19 protein-coding genes and 1 pseudogene are annotated in these 22,368 nt (G+C 39.5%); 9 read left to right on the top strand and 11 right to left on the bottom strand.

Annotated features, from left to right (window positions below; genetic code table 11):
- Positions 1-24: 24 nt before the first annotated feature.
- A complete protein-coding gene (locus SYJ56_RS18375; protein WP_323836664.1) occupies positions 25-1,956 on the bottom strand; it encodes an AAA domain-containing protein in 1,932 nt (643 codons plus the stop codon).
- Positions 1,957-2,019: 63 nt separating this feature from the next.
- Between SYJ56_RS18375 and SYJ56_RS18380 the strand changes: the two genes are divergently transcribed.
- Entirely contained in the window at positions 2,020-2,625 is a 606-nt protein-coding gene (locus SYJ56_RS18380; protein WP_323836666.1) for an acyl carrier protein phosphodiesterase, read from the top strand.
- Positions 2,612-3,070, top strand: coding sequence for a hypothetical protein (locus SYJ56_RS18385; RefSeq protein WP_323836668.1), 459 nt, complete (start codon positions 2,612-2,614; stop codon positions 3,068-3,070). The genes SYJ56_RS18380 and SYJ56_RS18385 overlap by 14 nt, the downstream gene beginning before the upstream one ends.
- Before the next feature lie 20 nt (positions 3,071-3,090).
- Here SYJ56_RS18385 and SYJ56_RS18390 read toward each other — a convergent pair whose 3' ends face one another.
- The 5 genes from SYJ56_RS18390 to SYJ56_RS18410 all read right to left on the bottom strand — a co-directional run bounded on the left by SYJ56_RS18390 (position 3,091) and on the right by SYJ56_RS18410 (position 9,851).
- Positions 3,091-3,630 (bottom strand): inorganic diphosphatase, encoded by a 540-nt coding sequence (locus SYJ56_RS18390; protein WP_323836670.1) that lies wholly within the window; start codon positions 3,628-3,630, stop codon positions 3,091-3,093.
- 90 nt (positions 3,631-3,720) lie between these two features.
- A complete protein-coding gene (locus tag SYJ56_RS18395; protein WP_323836672.1) occupies positions 3,721-4,806 on the bottom strand; it encodes a hybrid sensor histidine kinase/response regulator in 1,086 nt (361 codons plus the stop codon).
- Positions 4,799-6,895 (bottom strand): 7TM diverse intracellular signaling domain-containing protein, encoded by a 2,097-nt coding sequence (locus SYJ56_RS18400; protein ID WP_323836674.1) that lies wholly within the window; start codon positions 6,893-6,895, stop codon positions 4,799-4,801. Before SYJ56_RS18400 ends, SYJ56_RS18395 begins: the two co-directional genes overlap by 8 nt.
- Positions 6,892-7,578, bottom strand: a complete 687-nt coding sequence (locus SYJ56_RS18405; RefSeq protein ID WP_323836676.1) for a hypothetical protein — start codon at positions 7,576-7,578, stop codon at positions 6,892-6,894. The genes SYJ56_RS18400 and SYJ56_RS18405 overlap by 4 nt, the downstream gene beginning before the upstream one ends.
- 5 nt (positions 7,579-7,583) lie before the next feature.
- The gene (locus SYJ56_RS18410; RefSeq protein ID WP_323836678.1) at positions 7,584-9,851 is read right to left on the bottom strand and encodes an Rv1355c family protein; all 2,268 of its coding nucleotides are present in this window, start codon (positions 9,849-9,851) and stop codon (positions 7,584-7,586) included.
- A 196-nt stretch (positions 9,852-10,047) separates the two neighbouring features.
- On the opposite strand from SYJ56_RS18410, the gene SYJ56_RS18415 reads away from it, so the two are divergent.
- Positions 10,048-10,521: a response regulator gene (locus SYJ56_RS18415; RefSeq protein WP_323836680.1), complete on the top strand. Its 474-nt coding sequence runs from the start codon at positions 10,048-10,050 to the stop codon at positions 10,519-10,521.
- A 3-nt stretch (positions 10,522-10,524) separates the two neighbouring features.
- Here SYJ56_RS18415 and SYJ56_RS18420 read toward each other — a convergent pair whose 3' ends face one another.
- Genes SYJ56_RS18420 through porX form a run of 3 tightly spaced genes read right to left on the bottom strand, consistent with a single transcriptional unit; the run spans position 10,525 to position 13,722 of the window.
- Complete coding sequence (locus SYJ56_RS18420) at positions 10,525-11,736, bottom strand: alanine dehydrogenase (RefSeq protein ID WP_323836682.1); 1,212 nt, start codon at positions 11,734-11,736, stop codon at positions 10,525-10,527.
- Complete coding sequence (tsaE, locus tag SYJ56_RS18425) at positions 11,726-12,157, bottom strand: tRNA (adenosine(37)-N6)-threonylcarbamoyltransferase complex ATPase subunit type 1 TsaE (protein WP_416377812.1); 432 nt, start codon at positions 12,155-12,157, stop codon at positions 11,726-11,728. The genes SYJ56_RS18420 and tsaE overlap by 11 nt, the downstream gene beginning before the upstream one ends.
- An 8-nt stretch (positions 12,158-12,165) precedes the next feature.
- A complete protein-coding gene (gene porX, locus SYJ56_RS18430; RefSeq protein ID WP_323836684.1) occupies positions 12,166-13,722 on the bottom strand; it encodes a T9SS response regulator signal transducer PorX in 1,557 nt (518 codons plus the stop codon).
- 59 nt (positions 13,723-13,781) lie between these two features.
- Between porX and SYJ56_RS18435 the strand changes: the two are divergent.
- From SYJ56_RS18435 to SYJ56_RS18460, 6 genes and pseudogenes are all read left to right on the top strand, one after another.
- Positions 13,782-15,109, top strand: a pseudogene (locus SYJ56_RS18435) (HD domain-containing protein).
- A 17-nt stretch (positions 15,110-15,126) separates the two neighbouring features.
- Complete coding sequence (gene lpxD, locus SYJ56_RS18440) at positions 15,127-16,149, top strand: UDP-3-O-(3-hydroxymyristoyl)glucosamine N-acyltransferase (RefSeq protein ID WP_323836686.1); 1,023 nt, start codon at positions 15,127-15,129, stop codon at positions 16,147-16,149.
- Between the two features lie 38 nt (positions 16,150-16,187).
- Entirely contained in the window at positions 16,188-17,582 is a 1,395-nt protein-coding gene (locus SYJ56_RS18445; RefSeq protein WP_323836688.1) for a bifunctional UDP-3-O-[3-hydroxymyristoyl] N-acetylglucosamine deacetylase/3-hydroxyacyl-ACP dehydratase, read from the top strand.
- Complete coding sequence (gene lpxA / locus SYJ56_RS18450) at positions 17,579-18,358, top strand: acyl-ACP--UDP-N-acetylglucosamine O-acyltransferase (protein WP_323836690.1); 780 nt, start codon at positions 17,579-17,581, stop codon at positions 18,356-18,358. Before SYJ56_RS18445 ends, lpxA begins: the two co-directional genes overlap by 4 nt.
- A 2-nt stretch (positions 18,359-18,360) precedes the next feature.
- A complete protein-coding gene (locus SYJ56_RS18455) occupies positions 18,361-19,014 on the top strand; it encodes an ABC transporter ATP-binding protein (RefSeq protein WP_323836692.1) in 654 nt (217 codons plus the stop codon).
- 25 nt (positions 19,015-19,039) lie between these two features.
- Positions 19,040-19,528, top strand: a complete 489-nt coding sequence (locus SYJ56_RS18460; protein WP_323836694.1) for a hypothetical protein — start codon at positions 19,040-19,042, stop codon at positions 19,526-19,528.
- 47 nt (positions 19,529-19,575) lie between these two features.
- Here SYJ56_RS18460 and SYJ56_RS18465 read toward each other — a convergent pair whose 3' ends face one another.
- Positions 19,576-21,963, bottom strand: coding sequence for an endonuclease MutS2 (locus SYJ56_RS18465; protein ID WP_323836696.1), 2,388 nt, complete (start codon positions 21,961-21,963; stop codon positions 19,576-19,578).
- Positions 21,963-22,313: a DUF4296 domain-containing protein gene (locus tag SYJ56_RS18470; RefSeq protein ID WP_323836698.1), complete on the bottom strand. Its 351-nt coding sequence runs from the start codon at positions 22,311-22,313 to the stop codon at positions 21,963-21,965. The genes SYJ56_RS18465 and SYJ56_RS18470 overlap by 1 nt, the downstream gene beginning before the upstream one ends.
- Positions 22,314-22,368 lie beyond the last annotated feature (55 nt).

The raw sequence follows: 22,368 nt of genomic DNA on the forward strand, positions 1-22,368 counted from the left end.
GGGATTGTAAAATCTTCTGATTCTTCAATTCCCCATAAATTCCCACACACTCCTATACCCTTCATGCTTCTCAAAATACTGAAGTAATTTATCGAAAAATGGATGCTGAGCCAGCGTACTGCTATCTCCGATCAGCACCAACTTGCGCCTTGCACGGGTCAAGGCCACATTCATCCTACGTGCATCAGCCATAAATCCTATTTCCCCCTTCTCATTAGACCGGGTAAGGGAAATCATCATCAGATCCCGTTCTTGACCTTGAAACCCATCCACAGTATCTATGGTAATTAGCTCTTTAAGTGCATGCAAACTTGGGTAATCGCCCGTATCAAAAATCAATGCTCTCAATCTCCGCACCTGCGCTCCATAGGGCGCAATCAGTCCAATAGTCCAACCTTCTTGTTGGAAATTGGTTATCCCAATTCTTTCCACCAAATCATTTAGATAGTTAGCCGCGAATAAGGCTTCCTCAGGATTGAAGGTACTCAGACTTTCTGTCTCCTGCTGATCAGTATAGCCTGCTCCGGCTGTATCGATCCATTCTATGACCGCATTTTCTGCTGGAAAAACATGAGCTTTCGTACATTCATCAGCAATCAATTTCCCATCGTAAAATTGCTCATTAGAAAAGCCCATAATCACTTCAGGCATTCTGTATTGTACCTGTAGTATTTGCGCGGCTTGGGGTTTTCTAGCGATCACTTTCTCAAAAAGCGTCTCGGCAAGCCCATCTTTTGCTGCCTGATAGGATTTGATAGTTGGCGGCAGTTGACAGTGATCGCCTGCAAAAACCACCTTCTTGGCCTTCAAGATCGGAATCCATGTCGCGGCTTCCAATCCCTGGGCTGCCTCATCAATAAAGACTACGTCAAATTCCATCCCTTTCAGATTGTAAGACGATGCGCCGACTAGTGTACTTGTAATAACCTTTGTCCTCTGAAAAATATCGTACTGAATATATTCTTCCAGCGATTTGGATGCCTCCCGCAGCCGGGAAACTTCTGCATACATCAACTTGCGCTGAGCTCGCTCCTCGTGACCAAAGTTGCGTTTGTATTGTTTAGCAAGTTTCAGGTATTGGTCGGTTTCTTTGCGAAGCTTTTTCAGATCTCGGTAGCTTGTGTGAAAGGCCGTTTTGGCGTCCAAGGTCTGGTTAAGAATTTTTTCCTCCACCCGAGCTGGATGTCCAAGACGTAGCGTTTCAATTCCCCGATCAATCAATTTCTCTACCAACAAATCCACCGCAGCATTACTTGGTGCACACACTAAAATTGATTCTCCAGCGATCACGGCATCCTGAATAGCTTCGATCAAGGTGGTTGTCTTTCCTGTACCAGGAGGGCCATGGACTACCGCCACATCCTTCGCATTTGCGATAAGTTCACAAGCTTGATTTTGCGAGAAATTGAGATTGGCTTTTGGAGAAATGCGCATTTCAGAAAACTGAGGCACTTTTTCACCCAGCAAAATAGCTTTCAGTTCATCAACCCGCTTGTTTTCAGACGAGATAACTTTCTTCAGTGCGAACTCCATTTCCCGATAGCTAGCCTCATCAAAGAGCAAATCAACTCCCAGCTTACTGCCATGCATCCATTCTGGCAATTCATCAGCTTGCAACGTGACGGTCATGGTATTTTGCTTTACAAAATTGATCACACCATTCACCCGGTTATCGGAAGCATCATAAGACTCATGAGTAGTAAAAAATGATACAGATTTGCCGGAATTAAATGCAGAAGCATAGTTAGAATCTGAGCGCTCCACTTCTACCAGCAGCCGCTCCCCCATTCCAATTTTGCTCTTTTTGAGCTGGATTGGATGCCAGGTGATTCCTGATTTTTTCTTGTCTGCGAGAGAGGAATTTAGAAATTTCTGTTTGTATTGGGCGAGATCTTCCTGCCATTCCAGTTTTAAAAGTTTCAGACCTTTCTTTAATTCCTCCGTGACTTTGTCCATCAATGTGTATTTTAGCCCGAAACTAATGAAAACCATCCGTGTTTTCCACACCTAGCAATTCCTATGAACTACTTAGCACACGCATATCTTTCATTTGGCCAAGATGAAGTGCTAGTAGGTAATTTCATTGGGGATTTTGTGAAGGGGAAAATGATGAATAACTTTCCTTTGCAAGTCCGGAATGGCATTAAACTCCATCGGGAAATAGACATGTTTACCGATTCACACTCGCTTGTAAGAGCAGGGCAGAGTTATCTGAGGCCTAAATTCGGTCATTATTCCACGGTGATTACAGATATTTACTTTGATTACTTCCTGGCAAAAAATTGGTCAAAATACTCCGATTTACCCTTGGCAGAATTTACGCAAAACACATTTGCTACATTAAACCGCTACCAACAGTATTTCCCAGATCGCTTTGCAAGCATGTTTAAATGGATGGTGCAGGACAATTGGCTTTTGAAATACGGAGAAATTGAAGGCATCCAACAAACACTAATTGGAATGTCCCGCAGAACGCGCTTTGACTCCAAAATGGAAGTGGCACATCTTACTTTACAGGAGAAAGAAGAAGAATTTCAAGTCATATTCTTCGCTTTTTTCGAGGAATTGGAGACTTTTGCACGAGAGAAATTAATAGAAATCCAAAATTCAAATGCTGGTTATTAAACCAAAATTATCCACTTACATTTCATTAAGCCTGGTGCTGCTGATTCTTATTTCCGGGTTGATATTTATCCTCAGAGACTTTGCCTACAAAGGGAGTTTTGGAATCTGGTTCTACCTGATTGCCTGCACCCTGATCACCTTGGTAATCTTGATGCTTTTGGTAAAAATGCTTGCCGGATACCGGTTTATTACAGCAGGAAGAGACCAGATCATAGTCAAATTGCCCCTGAGAGGATACAGCAAAACATATCCAGTTACCCAGATTCTAGCATGGGAAGAGGAAATCGTGCTAGCAAATAAAAAAGAATTCCGGCAGGTAACCATTGCTTTCACAGACCGTCAATCCATCTCTGTATCCAATCACGAGCATGAAGCCTATAAAGACTTGGTGGCTTACTTGGCTAAAAAAGCCAGTAAACAAAAGGTGAAAAGTAAAAAAGCCTGAGGTCTATCTCAGGCTTTCCATTATTTTCTAGTTCGGAAATTTGAATCGTAAAGATCAACGCTTTCTCTTATGATTCGCATTGCATCTTCTTTACCGAGGAAGTCTTCTACTTTCACTTCCTTATTTTCGAGTTTCTTATAATCCTCAAAGAATCTATGTACTTCCTTCATCAAATGCGGAGGAAGGTCGTCAATATCATCGATATAATTTACCGACTGGTCACCAGCAGCTACTGCAATGATCTTATCATCTGCTTCACCTCCATCAATCATTCGCATCACACCGATCACTTTGGCTTCTACCAAACACATGGAAGGAATATCGATTTGAGAAATAATCAGAATATCTAATGGGTCATGGTCTTCACAGAAAGTCTGTGGAATAAATCCATAATTTGCAGGATAATGAACCGCAGAGAAGAGCACTCGATCTAGCATCAGCATGCCGGTTTTCTTATCCAACTCGTACTTTCCTTTGCTACCCTTAGGTATTTCAATGACACCTGTTACAAATTCAGGGGCATTTTTCCCAATGTTGACGTCATGCCAGGGATTAATCATAATATTTTGAATTAGTTAGTAAAAAGTTAAGCTTCTCACAAAGCACGTGCAAAGATACAGTTTAGCGTGAAAATGCCCAGAAACATCCTATTATTTCATATTTGGCAAGGTGACTTTGAACGTAGCCCCTTCTCCAAACACAGACTCCAAATTAACTTTCCCTCCCATTTGCTCTACGGCTTCTTTGACCATATAGAGTCCTAAACCTGTCCCAACATTCTTTTGAGTAGCTCGGGAAAATAAATTAAAGATATCAAGATGATGTTTTTCCTCTATTCCTATTCCATTATCTGATAGGGTAATGATAGCCTCTGATTCGGCTACATCTATACTCAGACCTATCTTGTTGTCACTTTGATCTCCTTTCTGGAATTGGACTGAATTGCTAAAGAGGTTATTGAGTATTACCCGAATTTTAGAATCATCTGAGAAAAAAGCATGCGCTTGGTTGATACGAATATCAATCTGAATATGATCAATCATAAACTTTAATCTGTAGGCACTTAATTGCTGATTGACTACATCATTAAAATTAATTTCGGAAACTTTATTGTCAATTTTAGTGGACCTGTAGAAGTCTAGCATTTTGTAGATGAAGTCGTCCAACTTACCAGTTGCGCTATCTATCATGTCAAAATACTCATTAGCAGCAGGATCTTTGAGTTCCATTTTGGCCAGCTTCGACACACCTGAAATACTCATCAGCGGACCTCTTAATTCATGAGATAAACTGTAAACAAATTGGTTCATCTCAGAATGAAGCTTCTTGAGTTTTAGATTTTTATCCTTCAGTTCTCGCCGCATAAAGTATATATCTGCAGCATTTTTGATGGAATTTTTAATCTGCTCGATATTCCATGGCTTATCTATAAATCGATATACCTCTCCCTTATTGATAGCATCTATCACGGAAGCTATATCTGAATAGCCAGTAAGTAATATTCGGATAGGATCAGGATTGAACTTAACCAACTCTTCGAAAAACTCCGTACCAGTCATCCCTGGCATTCGCTGATCAGCAATAACCACATGGATTTCTTGCTCTCTGGCAATTTTTAACCCTTCATCAGCATGAATGGCGGTATAAATTTTAAAGTCCTTTCTTAAAGTAGCTCTAAAAGACTTTAGATTATTGTCTTCATCATCTATATAGAGGACATGAATTTTATCATTCATAGCGTTGGGTACTTTGATAAATAGGAAGGGTTATTTTAAATGTAGTCCCCTGGCTCTCTTCCGTAATTACTTCCAGCGTTCCTTTGTGATTTTCAATAATAGAATAAACTATTGAAAGCCCCAAACCTGTTCCTTTACCAACAGCTTTGGTAGTGAAAAAAGGTTCAAAGATTCTTTGCTTCACTTGTTCAGGCATACCTGGACCATTATCTATAATTTCAATAGTAACAAAATCTCCTAATGATCTGGTCCTAAGTTCTATTTTAGGATCATCAATGGTCTCTATATGGTCAGCCAAGGCATGAACTGCATTATTAATGATATTCATAAATACCTGGTTGATTTTACCCGCTAAACATTCTACCAAAGGCAACTCAGCGAAATCGCGAATGACACGGATTTTGGGAGGCATCGTGCTGTTCAATAAGATAACCGTACTATTAATCCCATCGTGAATGTCCACCTTCTTCATATCCTGTTCATCTACACGGGAAAATAATCGGAGTCCTTTTACTATTTCTACTGTTCTCCTAGCACCATCATCCATTCCTTTTAGCAATTGCTCCACTTCATCCAAGACATAATCAAGCTCTAAATCCTCCTCAAGTTGCTTGGCTTGTTTCTGCGAATCCAATGTAAACTCCTTTGCTCCTGTGGTTCTATAAAACTCTATTACTTCCATAATGTCCTTTAAGTCCCGTTTCAGCGGCATGATATTAGAACTTACAAAGTTGATAGGGTTATTGATCTCATGGGCAATTCCCGCAGTCAGTTGACCAAGGGAAGCCATTTTTTCTTGATTTACCAGCTGGCTCTGGGTATTCTGAAGATTACGAAGTGCTTGCTCAAGTTCATCAGTCCTAATTTTAACCTTGTCCTCTAGCATTATGTTTTGCTCGCGAACCAGTTGTTCATTTTCTGCCAGGATTAATAGGCGCTCTGCTTGTTCTTTTTCCTTTTCCTTCTTAAGGATATTGATTTTATCGGCTAGCGCAAAAGAAAGTAAAAGCGCTTCACATGCAGAACCAAAAGTAAATATATAATTGGTGAAGAAATTATTGGGTAAAATATTTAGATCTGTAAGTAAAAAAATAATCATACTCGTAATTAACAAAGACCAAGAAATCAGGAAAAATTTAGCAGGTCTATACCCCTTTTTAAAGCTATATATAGAGATGAAAAGGAGATAGAAAGGGACTATTCCTAAAAACACCTGTAAAACCCGAACTCGTGAATTAATAGATCCTAGATCAAACAAGAAGGCTAAAAAAACTAAAATATAAATACCTATAATAGACAGTCCTACATCCCACAGTTTTTTATTGAAATCCTTAATAATCAAAAACTTAAGAGAGTAATAAATCCCAACTATATTTACTAAAACGGTAAATAAAAAATAAGAATTTTGTTTCAAAAACACACTTTCTGGCCAAAGATAAACATCTAAATACCCTGCTATAACTCCCTGTGTCATCCCTACAACTAAGATATAGGTAATATATATCCCATATATCTTATCCCTAGTGGAGAACCATAGAAATAGATTGTAGAAAAACATGGCAACAACAATACCGAAATACACCCCAAACAATACATTCCTCTCATCTATTGTTAGCTGAAAATCACTTTCGTCAAAAAGGTCAATGGGCACTGTAACACTTCCATAACTACTTATTTTAACGTAATAGGTTAATCCTTGCTTCAGAGAAAGTCTTGTAATATTAAAAAAGCTCCCATAATCATCCTTTACAAAATTCATCCTGCCAAGTGAGGCGACAAGCTCAGCATTAGCATCATAAACCTCAATATCAGTTAACATCGGGTTACTAAAGCTTAGGAAAACTTCGTCTGACAGATCATCCCTAACTATCAGTTTTATATAAAGAGATTTCTCAAAATGTCCTAATGAGATGTACTGATTATTGATAGGCAAAAGTGAATCAGAATCGTAATCAATAAAAGATTCTATATCGTTTACAGATTTTGATTCCAAGACATAGCCCAAGAATTTAAAATCCTGCTTATTAGACTTCATAGCACAAGAAGAAAGAAGAGCTAAACAAGTGAGGTATAAAAATATTTTTGTCATTCTATGTAAGATGTATATTCAAGCATTACTTTTCTTCCACGATAATTCTCCTCTATCACTAATCGATCATTATTGCGAATCATTTCCACTGACTCTCTAAATTCTGGAGAAGTTAGGGGAAGGTTAATAGCGTCATGTAACTTCATCGCGGTAGCTATCAGATCCAATTTTGGATAATAAAAAGTACCATTATTGCCAATCTGGGTTAAAATCTCATAACCAGTTTCATGCCCTAACTTGACGGTGGTTGGCGCCAACAAAGCATACAGAGAAGTGAGACCTAACTTTGGCGCTAATGCAAGACATGCTTTTGACATAAATATAGCTCCAATCCCTAATCCTGTTATTTTTCGTGAATTCCATAAGCCACAGATTTCACCTGTACCCGAATCTATATCCTCACTAATAATGTTTTTGATAGAATTATCAAGATCTTCTATTGCTTCTTCTATAGGTAGTTTAAATTGAGAATTAGCTTTATGAACTCTTGCTCCGCCATAGATCAAACTATCTTCAACAGACTCCACTATTACCACTATCACATCAGGATTCATTACCCATGAGTTATTGGCAGAAGTGACTTTTTTCACACCGATACTTTCAAGTACCTGAGTGTGTCCTTCTATAAACTTTTGACACCTTTCTGGGTCATCGACTGCCTTAAATGCAATAAGTTTAAACATTTGATCTATAGAATAATCAAGCTTTCTGAAACATCCCTTCTAAAAGCACGCATTGACGGATCACTTGCTTTGTTTATTCTTACCATAAACATCTCCTCCCTTAGCTTATTGAGATTAAATATAGTATTGAGTTGGCTTTTGAAATGTAAAATTTGTGATTTTTCTGATGGTGTAAACCCTGTATTCTCCTGGCGATTCACTCTATGAAAAATAAATAAAGAGGCTGACACAGGTTGAATACTAAATCCAGATAGGTTTGCTTTCATCCAAATCCTCTGTAAGGCTGCACCTGACTTTAAAAAGGCCTCTGGATTGTATTCATCAGCCTCTAACATCATGACTGCTGAAGATGTAAGTATCGTTTGATCGGAAATTTTGGTCAATCCATACCCCAAATCATTTTTCCTGAAAAACTCAACTGTCCCAGGATCACGAACTAACCCAATAGCGGCTCTCTCAGTGTTTCCCAATTCTAACGTGGCTATATCAATACCATCTTTTGTGTCTTTAGCTTCATCATCAGACCAACGGATTTCATTCATGAAATCTGAATACCCTTGATCATGTAATAAACGCAAGCGATCCATTCCTCCAAGAATTGGGGCAAGTTTTTCTAAATCTTCGACATAATCGCTCACTTCAAGAGTAATTCCAAGCTCATTGGCTAAAGATTTGAACTCCTGTATTTCCTCAGGAGTTATAAGCTCTCTCTTTTCATTTTTGCGATTAGTACATCTCAGATCTATCCCCTTAACTAAACTACCATTAGAAATACAAATCGGCTTATCCGATTTTGAGTTAAAGACAATTGATGCTATTGCATCTTCGCCAAAATCATGAATATGATAGTGGACAGTAATATCTATGCTCAAGTCAGCAGTGACTAGTTTGATTATTTCCAATGCTGCACCAAAAGCGAGTAGGGATCCAGTTCCTAGATAATCCAAAAAAGACTCGCTCTTATCTTTATCATGAATCAAATGCAGCACTCCTCTTTGATCAAATATCCATTTCCAAGGCTGGCAATTACCACCTGAAGGAGCCGTATTTGCCTTTTCAATCAAAAAAATCAGTTCTTTCTTAGCCAATATATAGGCAGAAGTGAGATCACCTTTTGGAACTAGACGAATAAATTCAGCCTCAGTTTTTTCAGATTTGCTTGTGTTAAAAGAAATTGTTTCGTGATCTTTTTTAATTAATTCATCAAGATCTACATAATACCTCCCAGATTCTAATTTCTCACCAAGTAGCAACTTTCGTGAAGCATGTGAAACTGAGGCACCTCCCAAATAAACTGCGGAAGCAAGTTGTGGCCATGAAGCTAAGGTTTGATTCACTTCTAGCAAGGAGACTTTCATTCGGGTAGAAACAGTTTTGATACCCGTTATTTTTAGGGCCATAGGGACTTTTTGCTGGCTAGTCAGGCCTTGAAGATTTGAATAATTTAGGTTCCCCATTAAGCCATGAAAAATCTCTCTTTTAGGCTCTAAATCGAACCTCTCTACATCCAACATTCCACGATCTGATGTTTCCATAAGAACAGGAATTCTCTTAGCCCGCGCCCTTTCTCTGGCCAATGCTTTAATATCTAAACTATCACACTCATCGATCAACAAGTCTAAATCTCCCCCGTTGGACAGGAAGTCTTCGATGTTGGATTCGCTTATACCGCCTCTGAACAAGGTGATTTTCAAGTAGGGATCAATTTCCGAAATCTCTCTCGCGGCCAAAACAACTTTCTCAACTCCCAGATCTATCACTCCAGCCTTGATTCTATTGAGATTACTCAATTCCAACGTGTCAAAATCCGCCAATCTCAATTCTCCGCATCCTCTCTCTAAAGCTATAGCAAACGCAATACTTTGACCTACAGAGAGTCCGATGAGCCCAATTTTCTTTTTCCTTAACTCTTGCTGCTCGTAAGGAGTGATTTTATAATTGTTGCGTTGCGTCCTTACTCGAATAAAATCTTCTTCAGGAAGTAACCTTACAAGTACCTTCTTCCAGGGAAAGTAAACCCAATTGCCATAGCTATCCCTTTGATGGTCAATAAAAAACTGTGTAACCAAAGCTGATAATTCGGTCTCTGAAAATGATCTGGAAGGGTTAATAGCCTTCAGCAGTTCTCCTACTTGATCATCTAACTGATCAACTAAGCGGACCTCGGGACTATTAAACAACTCCTTGAAAATCATTGAATCCGAAAAATCTGTTGGTTTAAAGATCAATGGAAACACTTGATCTTCAAGATAAATCTGTGTGTTACTAAACATTTTTTACTATCAGGGGTGATAAAGTGGAGTAAAGTTAATTTTTTCAACTATAAGTCCAATTTTTTAATACCCTTTATAGTATAACTTTTTTTTTGTACTATACTTTACACAATTTCATAAATTAGTGATAGATTTATTTTTATAAAAAAATCTATTTGATTGTAACGGATCGATAGATTTTAGACAAATTTGTCAGATGGAAACCAAGCCTCAAGAAAAAATTAAAATCCTCTATGTAGATGATGAAGAAAATAATCTTCAGGCATTCAAGGCAACTTTCAGAAGAGACTATCAAATTTTCCTTGCAATTGACGCTCCGTTAGCCCGGGAAATTCTTTCCAAAGAGGATATAGATATTATTATTACGGATCAGAGAATGCCTGGTGAAACCGGTGTTGAATTTTTAGAATCAATAATTCCTACTTACCCAAACCCAATTCGGATTTTACTTACTGGATATACTGATATTCAAGCTGTAATTGACGCGATCAATAAAGGTCAAGTTTATCACTATTTAACTAAGCCTTGGGAAGAAGATTATCTAAGGACTGTTATCAAAAATGCCTACGAAATATATCAACTCCGCAAAGAAAACGAGATTTTAACTAAGGCATTAATCAAGGCAAATGATCAGCTAGAGTTTATTTTAAGACAAAATCTTCTCTCTTAATTACTAATACCTAGCAGCCAATAACAACTGAAGTTCTTTATGGCTGATACCAAACTTCCTACCTAGATAGGCATTAGTCAAGCTCCCTCTATAAGTATACACTCCCCTCAAAAACCATTTGTAGTTGAAAATCATCTCTTCGGCACCGCCTAAGTCTGCCATTTGAAGAATAAGTGGTGTAAAAATATTACTTAAAGAATAAGACGCAGTTCTAGCTACACGTGAAGCTATATTCGGGACGCAATAATGAATAATATCATGTACCTGGTACACAGGTTCATCATGTGATGTCATCCTTCCTGTTTCTATACAACCACCCTGATCAATTGCTACATCAATAATGATACTTCCATGCATCATGTTGGCTACCATTTCTTCAGATACTACAATTTTATTCCGACCCTTCTCTGCCCGCAAAGCACCAATTACCACATCTGCTTCAGAAAGCGCTTGATTCAAACTGAAATTGTCAATCGTAGAAGTATATATCTGCTGACCGAGAAGCTGTTTTAGCCTTCGGAGTTTATATATATGATTATCAAAAACCTTAATATTTGCACCTAATCCCAAAGCGGTTCTTGCAGCATATTCTGCAACGGTCCCAGCTCCTATGATCACAACTTGCGTAGGCGGCACTCCCGTCACCCCTCCCATTATTAACCCCTTGCCATTGTTTTCACTAGACAGGTATTCTGCAGCAATTAACATTACAGTACTTCCGGCAATCTCTGACATTGCCCGAACTACCGGCATTCCACCTACCTTATCTTCCAGATATTCAAATGCCACAGCCGTGATTTTCTTTTGATTGAGTGTTTGAATAAACTCCTGACTTTGTCGTTCAAGCTGCAATGCAGATATCAAACAACTGCCAGTACTCATAAAGCCCAACTCCTCCTCTGTAGGTGGATCGATCTTTAATACTACTTGTGACTCAAAGACTTCCTTCTTGGAACTGGTGACTTTTGCGCCTGCATCCGAAAAATCCTGGTCTGAGAACTTTGATTGCAAGCCAGCTCCTGCTTCCACGACTACACTTATACCATTATTTGAAAGCAACCCAACCGATTCTGGGGTGATTACTATGCGCTTTTCTTGAGTTGAGACTTCCTTAGGCAGTCCAATTACCAAAGAGTGATCTCTGTTTCTAACCTTCGATGGAGATTCTTTTGGGATTAGTCCCACGGCTGTTAGTTGATCTATTTCAGCTGGCATTCTCAATGTGTTGTAATTTTAGGCTTCGTTTTGTCTCGGAGTCATTGCTGATCCGAATTAGGAAAAAGTTATCAGGCAAAAATGCAGCTATTTTTTCAGCCCATTCTAGCCAACAATAATTTCCGCTATAAAAATACTCTTCTATTCCGATATCCAAGGCTTCGGTAGGATCATCCATCCTATAAAAATCAAAGTGATAAAAAATCTCACCGCTTTGATTTTCATAATGATTTACGATCCCAAAAGTAGGGCTGCTTACTTGATCTGTGATTGAAAATGCTTTGGAAAGTGCCTTTATGAGAGTGGTTTTTCCAGCTCCCATATCGCCCTGAAACACCCAGACTTTCTCATCAGCAGCCGCTCCTATCACAACCTTAACCGCTTTTTCAATATCCGTTAGCTCGTATGTAAAGTGGGTCAAATGCTCAATTATTTAGGTGACAAATGAACGATCGGAATGATCATTTCCTCCAAAGATACACCGCCGTGCTGAAAGGTATCCTTATAGAAGTTCACATAATAATTGTAATTGTTGGGGTATGCAAAGAAATAATCCTCTACTGCAAACACATACGTAGAAGAAACATTCAATCTAGGCAACTTAGCGTCTTCAGGTTTTTTGATTTCAAAAACTTTGCCTTGTTCAAAATTCAGATTTTTGCCTTGCTTATACCGGAGATTTGTAGTCACATTTTTATCTCCAATGATTCTATAGGGTCTATTCACTCGCTTAGTTCCATGATCAGTGGTGATGATCACTTCGGCTCCAGCATCATGGATCTTTTTCAATAATTCAAATAAAGAGGAATGCTCAAACCAACTTGTAGTCAAAGATCGGTAAGCTGACTCATCTGGCGCTAGTTCCCGGATCATTTTCATATCCGTCCTCGCATGTGAAACCATATCCACAAAGTTGTAAACCAATACATTCAGGTCATTTTGAAGAAAAGTATGGAATTGCTCCAGTACAGCTTTGCCCTGATGGGCTTGAATAATTTTGTTATAGCTAGACTTGATTGAAAGTCGGTTTTTCTCCAAATTGATCTTCAACCACTCTTCCTCGAAGTTATTTTTACCTTCATCTGAATCCTCGTCTTCCCAGAAATTTGGATAGAATCGTGCCATATCCATGGGCATCATACCACTGAAGAGCGCATTCCGCGCAAAGGCTGTAGTAGTAGGCAAAATACTATAATAGGTATCCTTGTCTTTTATATTAAAATAAGGCGCAATGATTGACTCAATATCCTCCCACTGATCTAACCTGAAATTATCAATCACAATAAAGAAAAGAGGCTTTTTCTCTTTGAGCTGAGGGAAAACTTTTTTCTTCATCACCTGATGAGAGAGCAGAGGTTTCACTGGATTTTTTTCTTCCATCCAGTCTAAGTAATTCTCTTTTATGAATTTGCAAAAATTGGAATTCGCTTCAATCTTCTGAGATTCTAATACAGGAAGCATGTTTTTATTTTCAGTATCATCGATCTGCATTTCCCAATACGTCAACTTTCGATAGATTTCTGCCCAATCTTGATGATCCTCCGCATCACCAAAAGCCATGCTTATATTCATGAAATCTTGCTGATAACTTTGGGTAGTGCGTTCGTCGATCAATTGCTTATTTTGAAGCAGCTTCTTCACAGAGAGCAAAATCTGATTTGGGTTAATTGGCTTGATCAGATAATCCGCGATCTTGCCACCAATCGCATCGTCCATGATATGTTCTTCCTCACTTTTTGTGATCATTACCACAGGTACTTGAGGTTTGATTTGCTTGATTTGCTGCAAAGTTTCAAGTCCAGTCATTCCAGGCATCATTTCATCCAGAAAGATCACATCAAAATTTTTGGATTCCACCTCCTCTATAGCATCCACACCAGAATTCACAGTAGTAATAGCATATCCTTTCTGTTCTAAAAAAAGAATATGAGGTTTGAGCAAGTCGATTTCATCGTCAGCCCAGAGTATGTTGAATTTTTGAGACATTTCAGGTTCCGTTTCTTTTAAAATTATAATTACTTTTGAGGCAAACAAAAAAGGCCTCCTTGAAAAGCCAGAAGATTCTAAACGACCCGGTTTATGGATTTATCACAATCCCTAGCGAGTTGATTTTTACGATTATTGACCATCCTTATTTTCAACGATTACGGAGAATAAAACAACTGGGCCTGACTGATTTTGTCTATCCCGGCGCTCTCCATACCCGCTNACGATTATTGACCATCCTTATTTTCAACGATTACGGAGAATAAAACAACTGGGCCTGACTGATTTTGTCTATCCCGGCGCTCTCCATACCCGCTTCCATCATGCGATTGGGGCAATGCACTTGATGAGCATTACACTAGACAATCTACGAATAAAAGGCACTGAAATCACAGATAAGGAATATGAAGCCGCGCTAATTGCTATTCTATTGCACGACATCGGACACGGGCCTTTTTCGCATGCCTTAGAATATAGCCTACTCAAGGGCATTCCCCATGAAGAGCTTTCTCTATTAAGTATAGAACTCCTTAATCAAGAGTTTGGTGGCAAACTTGACCTTACTTTAAGAATATTTAAGAATCAATACGAACGAAAATTCTTCCATCAACTGGTTTCCAGCCAGTTAGACATTGACCGATTAGACTACCTACAGCGCGATTGTTTTTTCACCGGTGTATCCGAAGGAACTATCGGTGCTGACCGCATCATCAAAATGATGGATGTGAAAAATGATCAGGTGGTCATTGAAGAAAAAGGGATCTATTCAATAGAAAATTTCTTGAGTGCTCGACGCCTGATGTATTGGCAGGTGTACCTACATAAGACCACGGTCAGTGCAGAGAAAATGCTTATCAAGCTTATACAACGAGCGAGGTTTCTACGTCAATCAGGCACACGGTTTACAATCACTGAGGAATTTGATTTCTTTTTGAACCGAGATATATCCTTGTCTGATTTCCGAACCAATCCAGCTCTTTTACGCTTATTTCTCGAAATGGATGATCTGGATATCTGGGGAGCTGTAAAGCTTTGGAAAAACCATCCGGACTATGTCTTGAGGAACATTTCTCAGATGTTTTTGACGCGAAATCTTTTCAAGATCACCTTGACAAACGAGCCCTTTTCTGCCGAGGAAATAGCTCATCTAAAAGAAAAGACGATTGCCAAACTTCAGATCCCAATAGGTGACTTGGATTATTTCTTTTCTCATGGAGCTGTGAGCAACTATGGGTATTTGGCAAAAGATAGGATCAATATCTTGACTAAAAAGGGAAAGGTAATTGATGTAGCTCAAGCAGCTGACTTACCGAATATCAAAGTCATGAGTAAAATCGTAGAGAAACACTATGTATGTAAGGCCAAAAGCCTAAATTTAAATTATTAACTCCGTTTATATTGTTTATGGAATTTACCCTCGGACAAATTGCTGCAATCCTACAGGGAAAAGTAGAAGGCGATGAAAGCCAAAAAGTATCCCGATTGGATAAAATCCAGGAAGGCAAACAAGGAGGCATAAGTTTTTTAGCTAATGAAAAATATACTCATTATATCTACGAAACGGAGGCTACCGCAGTAATTGTCTCTGATAACTTTATTCCGACCAAAGCGCTTAAAACCAATCTAATCCGTGTGGCGGATGCATATATTGGTTTCACTAAACTGCTTGAGGCTTATGCTATGATGATGAAGAGTAGCATCGTAGGTGTCGAAGAACCCTCTTTTATGGATTCAACCTCTCAGATGGGAGAGCAAGCGTATCGAGGAGCATTTTCATATATAGGAAAAAACTGTAAAATCGGAGCATCAGTTAAGCTATATAGTCATGTGCATATCGGAGATCGTGTGCAGATAGGTGACAATACAATCATTCATGCCGGGGCAAAAATATGTGCTGACACGATAATAGGCAATAATTGTGAAATTCACCCTGGAGCTGTTGTGGGTTCTGATGGGTTTGGTTTTGCACCACAAGAAGATGGCACGTACAAGGCAATCCCACAAATAGGAAATGTAATTTTAGAAGACAATGTGAGTGTGGGCGCAAATAGCACGATAGATTGCGCTACTATGGGATCTACCTTGATCAAAAAAGGCGCGAAAATCGACAATCTGGTACAAATCGCACACAACGTGGTCATCGGTGAGAATACAGTCATCGCCTCACAAACTGGCATCTCAGGCTCAACAGTAATCGGGAAAAACTGCGTAATAGCGGGAAAAGCGGGAATTGTGGGACATATAACTATCGCAGATAACACAACAGTTGGCGCCAATACGGGTGTAAGCAAGTCCATTACAAAACCAGGAACCACCTTATTTGGGTACATTGGATTCGATATGAAAACCTTCCTAAAATCTTATTCTATTTTCAGAAAGCTAGGCACAATAGAAGACCGCATAAGAGAACTAGAAAAAAAGCAGTAAATTTGCAGCCCTTAGCTTGCTGAACGGTAAAAAATCAGATGAAAGTAAAACAACACACCATTAAAAAACAGGTGGAATTATCCGGAGTGGGCCTCCATACCGGTGTGATTTCTAACATGACATTTCTTCCTGCACCTCCAAACCACGGATATAAATTCCAACGTGTTGACTTGGAAGGCAGACCAACCGTGGACGCTGATTGCGATCTAGTGGTTGATGTATCAAGAGGAACTACCTTGGAGCAAAATGGTGCTAGGGTTTATACGGTAGAACATGTTTTGGCAGCATTGGTTGGATTAGAGATAGACAATGTTCTTATTCAATTGGATGGTCCTGAACCTCCTATTATGGACGGGTCCTCTATTCAGTTTATCGAAGTCCTGGAAGAAGCTGGACTTGAAGAGCAAAATGCGCTACGAAGATTCTTTGAAGTGCAAGAAAGCATTCAATACAAAGACTCCACCCGCGAAGTGGAAATGGTGGCTCTGCCTACTGACAACTATCGCGTGACTGTGATGGTAGATTATAACTCTCCAGTGCTAGGCAGTCAGCATGCTTCTATTACAGATATTGGACAATTTAAATCAGAAATAGCTTCATGTCGTACGTTTTGCTTTTTGCATGAGCTAGAAATGCTTTACAACTCTAACTTGATAAAGGGTGGGGATTTGAACAATGCCATCGTTGTGGTGGATAGAATAGTTGAGGAAAAGGAGTTAGTTAACTTGGCTAAGATGTTTAATAAGCCAAAAGTTGAGGTAAGGAAGGAAGGCATTTTAAACAATGTCGATCTACGCTACCGTAATGAGCCAGCTAGACATAAGTTACTTGATGTGGTTGGAGATTTGGCCCTAGTAGGACGTCCATTAAAAGCTCAAATTTTAGCAGCCAGACCTGGTCATGCTGCCAATGTAGCTTTCGCTAAAAAATTAAAACGTGCTATGGAAAAATTTGGCTCTTCGCATATCCCATATTACGATCCAAAACTCCCTCCAGTAATGGATATCAATCAGATAAGTAGCATTTTGCCGCATAGGTATCCGTTTCAGTTACTAGACAAAATTATTTATCTAGACAATACAGTAGTAGCAGGAGTAAAAAATGTAACGATTAACGAGCCTTTCTTTATGGGGCACTTCCCTGCCAATCCGGTGATGCCAGGCGTATTGCAGGTAGAGGCGATGGCTCAAACTGGTGGGATTTTAGTATTGAGTACAGTGGATGATCCAGAAAATTACTGGACTTATTTTCTGGGAATTGAAAACTGTAAGTTTAGAAAAATGGTTCTTCCTGGTGATACTCTCATTTTTAAATGTGAACTTTTGGCCCCGATAAGAAGAGGTATAGCAAAAATGCGTGGTGAAGCTTATGTCGGAAATACGCTAGTATGTGAGGCCGTAATGACAGCAAGCATAACCCGAAAAGAATCATGATCAGTACTTTAGCTCATATTGACTCAAAAGCAACAATAGGAAAAAATGTTCATATAGATCCTTTCACAATGATCGGTGAGAATGTCACTATTGGTGATAATACTTGGATCGGGCCAAACGTCACTATTTTTTCGGGAGCAACAATAGGAAAAAATTGCAAGATTTTCCCAGGAGCTGTAATAGCAGGAATTCCTCAGGATTTGAAATTCCAAGGGGAAGATTCTACTGTCATGATCGGAGATAATACTACGATCAGAGAGTGTGTTACTATCAGCCGAGGCACAGTAGAGAAGCAGACCACTGTCATCGGAAGCCACTGCTTGCTAATGGCTTACGTACACGTGGCGCACGATTGTGTGATCGGAAGTCATGTTATTATTGCAAACTCTGTGCAAATCGCCGGACATGTTTCCATTGATGATTGGGCGATTGTTGGTGGATCCAGTGCTGTTCATCAATTTGTGAAAATTGGAATGCACGCCATGGTTTCAGGTGGTTCTTTAGTCAGGAAAGATGTCCCTCCCTTCACCAAAGCAGCCCGCGAACCACTTTCTTACGCAGGTGTAAATTCTTTAGGACTGAGAAGACGAGGTTTTTCAAGTGAATCTATTGCCCACATCCAGGAAGTATATAGATACCTTTTCCTAAATAGCATGAACAACAGTCGGGCTTTGGAAGAAATCGAAGTGAATCTACCTGCAACAAAAGAAAGAGATGAAATTCTGAATTTCATTCGCTCTTCCGAGCGCGGCGTGATGAAAGGCTACATCAATTAAATATGCTAAAAATCCACTTAGAAGAAGCCTCTAAACGCTTCCAATACGAATGGGTTTTTAAAAATCTAAACCTTGAACTATCTCAGGGCAATTCTTTAGCTATAACCGGAAGTAATGGTTCAGGAAAATCCACTTTACTGAAATGTCTTAGTGGAGCAATTCCTATTACTTCAGGAAAAATAGATTATATAGTAAATGGGAAATCAATCCCGGAGACAGATTGGTTTTCTCACTTGTGTATTTCTGCTCCCTACATGGAAGTTCCTGAAGAATTCAGCCTAGAAGAATTGCTCAATTTCCATTTTAAATTCAAAAAACCTCTGAAGGGGATTTCCTCAAAAGAAATCATTGAGCAGCTTTACCTTACGCAGCATAGTTCTAAGCCTGTAGGACAGTTTTCCTCGGGAATGAAACAACGCTTGAAATTAGGCTTGGCTCTTTTTTCCGATGTACCTTTTATTCTACTAGATGAACCTACATCCAATCTTGATCGCAAAGGAATTGAATGGTATCAAGAGATGATGGCTCAATACGGGAAGACTAGAATTCTAGTGGTTTGCTCAAATGAACCACGGGAATATGAATTTTGCCAACAAAAAATTGCCCTAGAAGACTATAAGTCAAAAACAGCTTTAAACTTAAATAGCTACCTTTAAAATGTCTGGTATAATTATTAAGCATATGAAATCACTTTTTTTTAGATTATTCCTTCTGACTTTCGGCCTGATTACAATTCAAAGTTGTGGTGGAGAAGATCCAGACCCTGATCCACCTGTAAAAACAGTTGAGGAGATTGCAACTGAAGCTTTGACTGGCACTGGCTCACAAGCCTGGGGCATAGCTGGAGGAGGATCTGTATTGCGCGACGGAGTGGCGGTAACGGATTTGTATATGGAGTTTGAACTGGTATTGAAATCAGGATCTGCAAAGACCTACACTTCAATAAATAACAATGATCTTTTTGATGCCACAAACACTTGGACTTTTTCAGGGACTAACTTCGATAAATTCATGCTATCTGGCGTCAAACCAGCCGCTGGAAGAGAAATCTCCTTCACCCAAAACAATGATAATTTAACCCTCAACTTTACTATTACAGCTCCCGGGGCTAGAATTAACGCCGTTTCGGCTGTGGCAGGTAGCTATACTTTCAATTTGCTAAAGCAATAGATTAAAAAACCACTTGGACCAAAAAGGGGAGCGAAATCGCTTCCCTTTTATTTTAATGTCACTAGCGTAACTCCCGCTCCGCCACGGTCAGCATGTTCATCCTCCATATGTTGGACTTGGCTCATTTCTTTCAAGAAATTACGAGTCAAATCTCTCAGAATCCCATTGCCCTTACCATGTACAATCCTCAGATCTTTCAATCCGAGCATAAAACCTTCATCAATGAATGTCTGGATTAATGAGAGAATCTCTTCACCTCTCTTACCTCGTAAGTCTAGATTAGGTGAATAATCCATCATTTTATCATTGGTATTGTATCCACTCCGGGAGACAGCTGCTTTCTTTTCTTTTTTGACTTCACCCTGTGATATTTTCTCCAATCTGGAAAGTTTCACTTTTGACTTGAGCTCTCCAATCGAAACTTCAATTTCACTTCCTTTGACCTGAAGTACTTCTGCTATTGCACCATTGTCTTTGACTCTCACCCAATCCCCTACGGTAATCTTACCAGCCAAGACCTTAATCTCAGGACTTTTGATAATGTTCTTCTCCGGCTTCACCTTTTCCTTGAATTCCTCCAGATCTTTACGGACCTGCTTCGTAGCTTCCTTATCTGCCTTGCCTTCTTTGATCTCGCGGATGGTGGCTTCTATCTTCTTGTTTGCCTGATCAAGCAATTGCTTCGCTTCCTGCTTTGCCTCTTGGAGATAGCGTTTTTTTGTTGTCTCCATCGTCTCTTTCAGTTCATTATATTCCTGAAGGCGGGTTTTCAGCAAACGCTCCTTGGCTATGACATCAGCCAATAAGGTGGAGTATTGGTTTTTCTCATTTTCTACTTGCGTCAGCAACCTGTCATAGCGAACACGCTCCTCACCAATTTGCTCTTTGGCATACTTCAAAATCTCTTTAGGAATACCGATTTTTGAAGCAATCTCTAACGCAAAAGAAGAACCCGGCTTGCCTATTTCAAGCTGATAAAGCGGCTCTAACTTGTCCACATCATAGCGCATGGCGCCGTTCACCATTCCCTGGTTTTTGTTTGCAATTTGCTTCAAATTCCCATAATGCGTAGTAATTACACCATAAGCACCCAGTCTATTCAGTGCCAAAAGAATGGATTCGGCAATCGCTCCACCAAACTGCGGCTCTGTTCCCGTTCCGAATTCATCAATGAAGAGGATTGTTTTTTTATTCGCAAAAAGAGAAAAATGCTTCATGCTCATCAAGTGAGAGCTGTAGGTACTTAGGTCATTTTCCAAGTTTTGTTCATCACCGATATCTATAAAGAAATTATCAAAGAGAGAACTTTTAGAATCAGGATGAACAGGAATCAATATGCCACACTGAAGCATGTACTGAAGCAATGCGACTGTTTTCAGGGTGACTGACTTTCCACCAGCATTTGGCCCCGAGATGACTAGCAATCGCTCATGACCTCCTAATTTCACATCCAGTGGGACAATATTTTTCCCTTGAGACTTCAGTGCCATTTCCAAAATTGGATTTCTGGACTTAGTCCAAGTTAACTGTCTTTCCTTAGTGATCTCGGGTCGGCAGCTATCTGTTTTCTGCGCAAATTTTGCTTTGGCACGAATAAAATCCATCAAACCCAGAAAATTGGTAGCCTTCCTCAGCGCTGGAATAGCTGGACGGATTTTATCAGTCAATTGAATCAGGATCTTGATAATCTCCCGACGCTCCATGTATTCTAGATCTCGTATTTCATTATTGATATCCAAAGCTTCCTCTGGCTCCATGAATACAGTCTGTCCTGTGGCCGACTCATCATGGATAAATCCACGAAGCTTTCTCTTGTTTTCGGCAGCTACAGGTATCACCAGTCTTCCTGATCGAACAGTAATCGCAGAATCTTCCGTAGTTAGCCCTTTGGCTCTTGCTTCTTTGAAAACCCGCTCCATTACTTTGCGTAAGCGGCTTTCTTCATAAAGAATCTGAGTTCGAATTAGCTGCAACTCCTTACTTGCATTACTTCTCATCTTGCCTTTCTCATCGATAATCAGCTCAATGGATTTGAGCAGACTCATGTCAAGATCCATCAGCAAACCAAGTAATTGGCTTAGTACAGGATATTGTTCTTCTCTTTTCTGAAAAAAAGAAATACAGCCTCTGAGTGTATCCAGCGAAAGTTTTATCTCATAAAAATCCTCTACATCAAGAAAAGCATTTTCCAACTTCGCTTTCTCTAAATAGGGATTGAGGTTGGTGAAATTGGAAGAGGGAAAAAACTCACCAGAAATCAAAATCTGGCGGAATTCTTCTGTCTGGTCAAGTAATTTGGTGACTAAATTATAATCTGAAGAGAAAGCCAGACGATCTACATACTGCATTCCAAGCGGAGAAGAGCACTCCACTTTTAGTAGTTCTTTGACTTTAAGGAAATTTACTTTTTGTTCGAGATTGCGTGGGTATAGCATTAGAATTGGTCTATAGTTCCTCCGGAAGATTCTCTAACTATAAGAGAATCTACCACACGGGAATAAATCTGTTCCATTTCAGCAGGGTCGCGGAGATAATACAACATGCTCTGGGTGAAAACCGAATCGCTCACCTCATGTTTGACAAAAACATCTTTTTCCAGCAAATTATACAGCACAATTGATGAATCATAGGCTACAGGCATTGCGCTCGTAAGTCCCTCTGTAAGATGAATATCTATTAGCACTTCCACCATCTTATCCTGAGGTAATAACCCTTCTGGCTTATTGCCAGAACCACAACTTGCAAGAGCGAGGATGCTAAAACTTAGTATTAGAAATCTTTTCACAGGCCAAAATTAGGTTTTTTTAACGGAAAATCTCCCCACCCTTCATGTAAGTGAA

The sequence above is a fragment of the Algoriphagus aurantiacus genome, assembly GCF_035156405.1.
GTDB classification, from domain to species: Bacteria; Bacteroidota; Bacteroidia; order Cytophagales; family Cyclobacteriaceae; genus Algoriphagus; species Algoriphagus aurantiacus.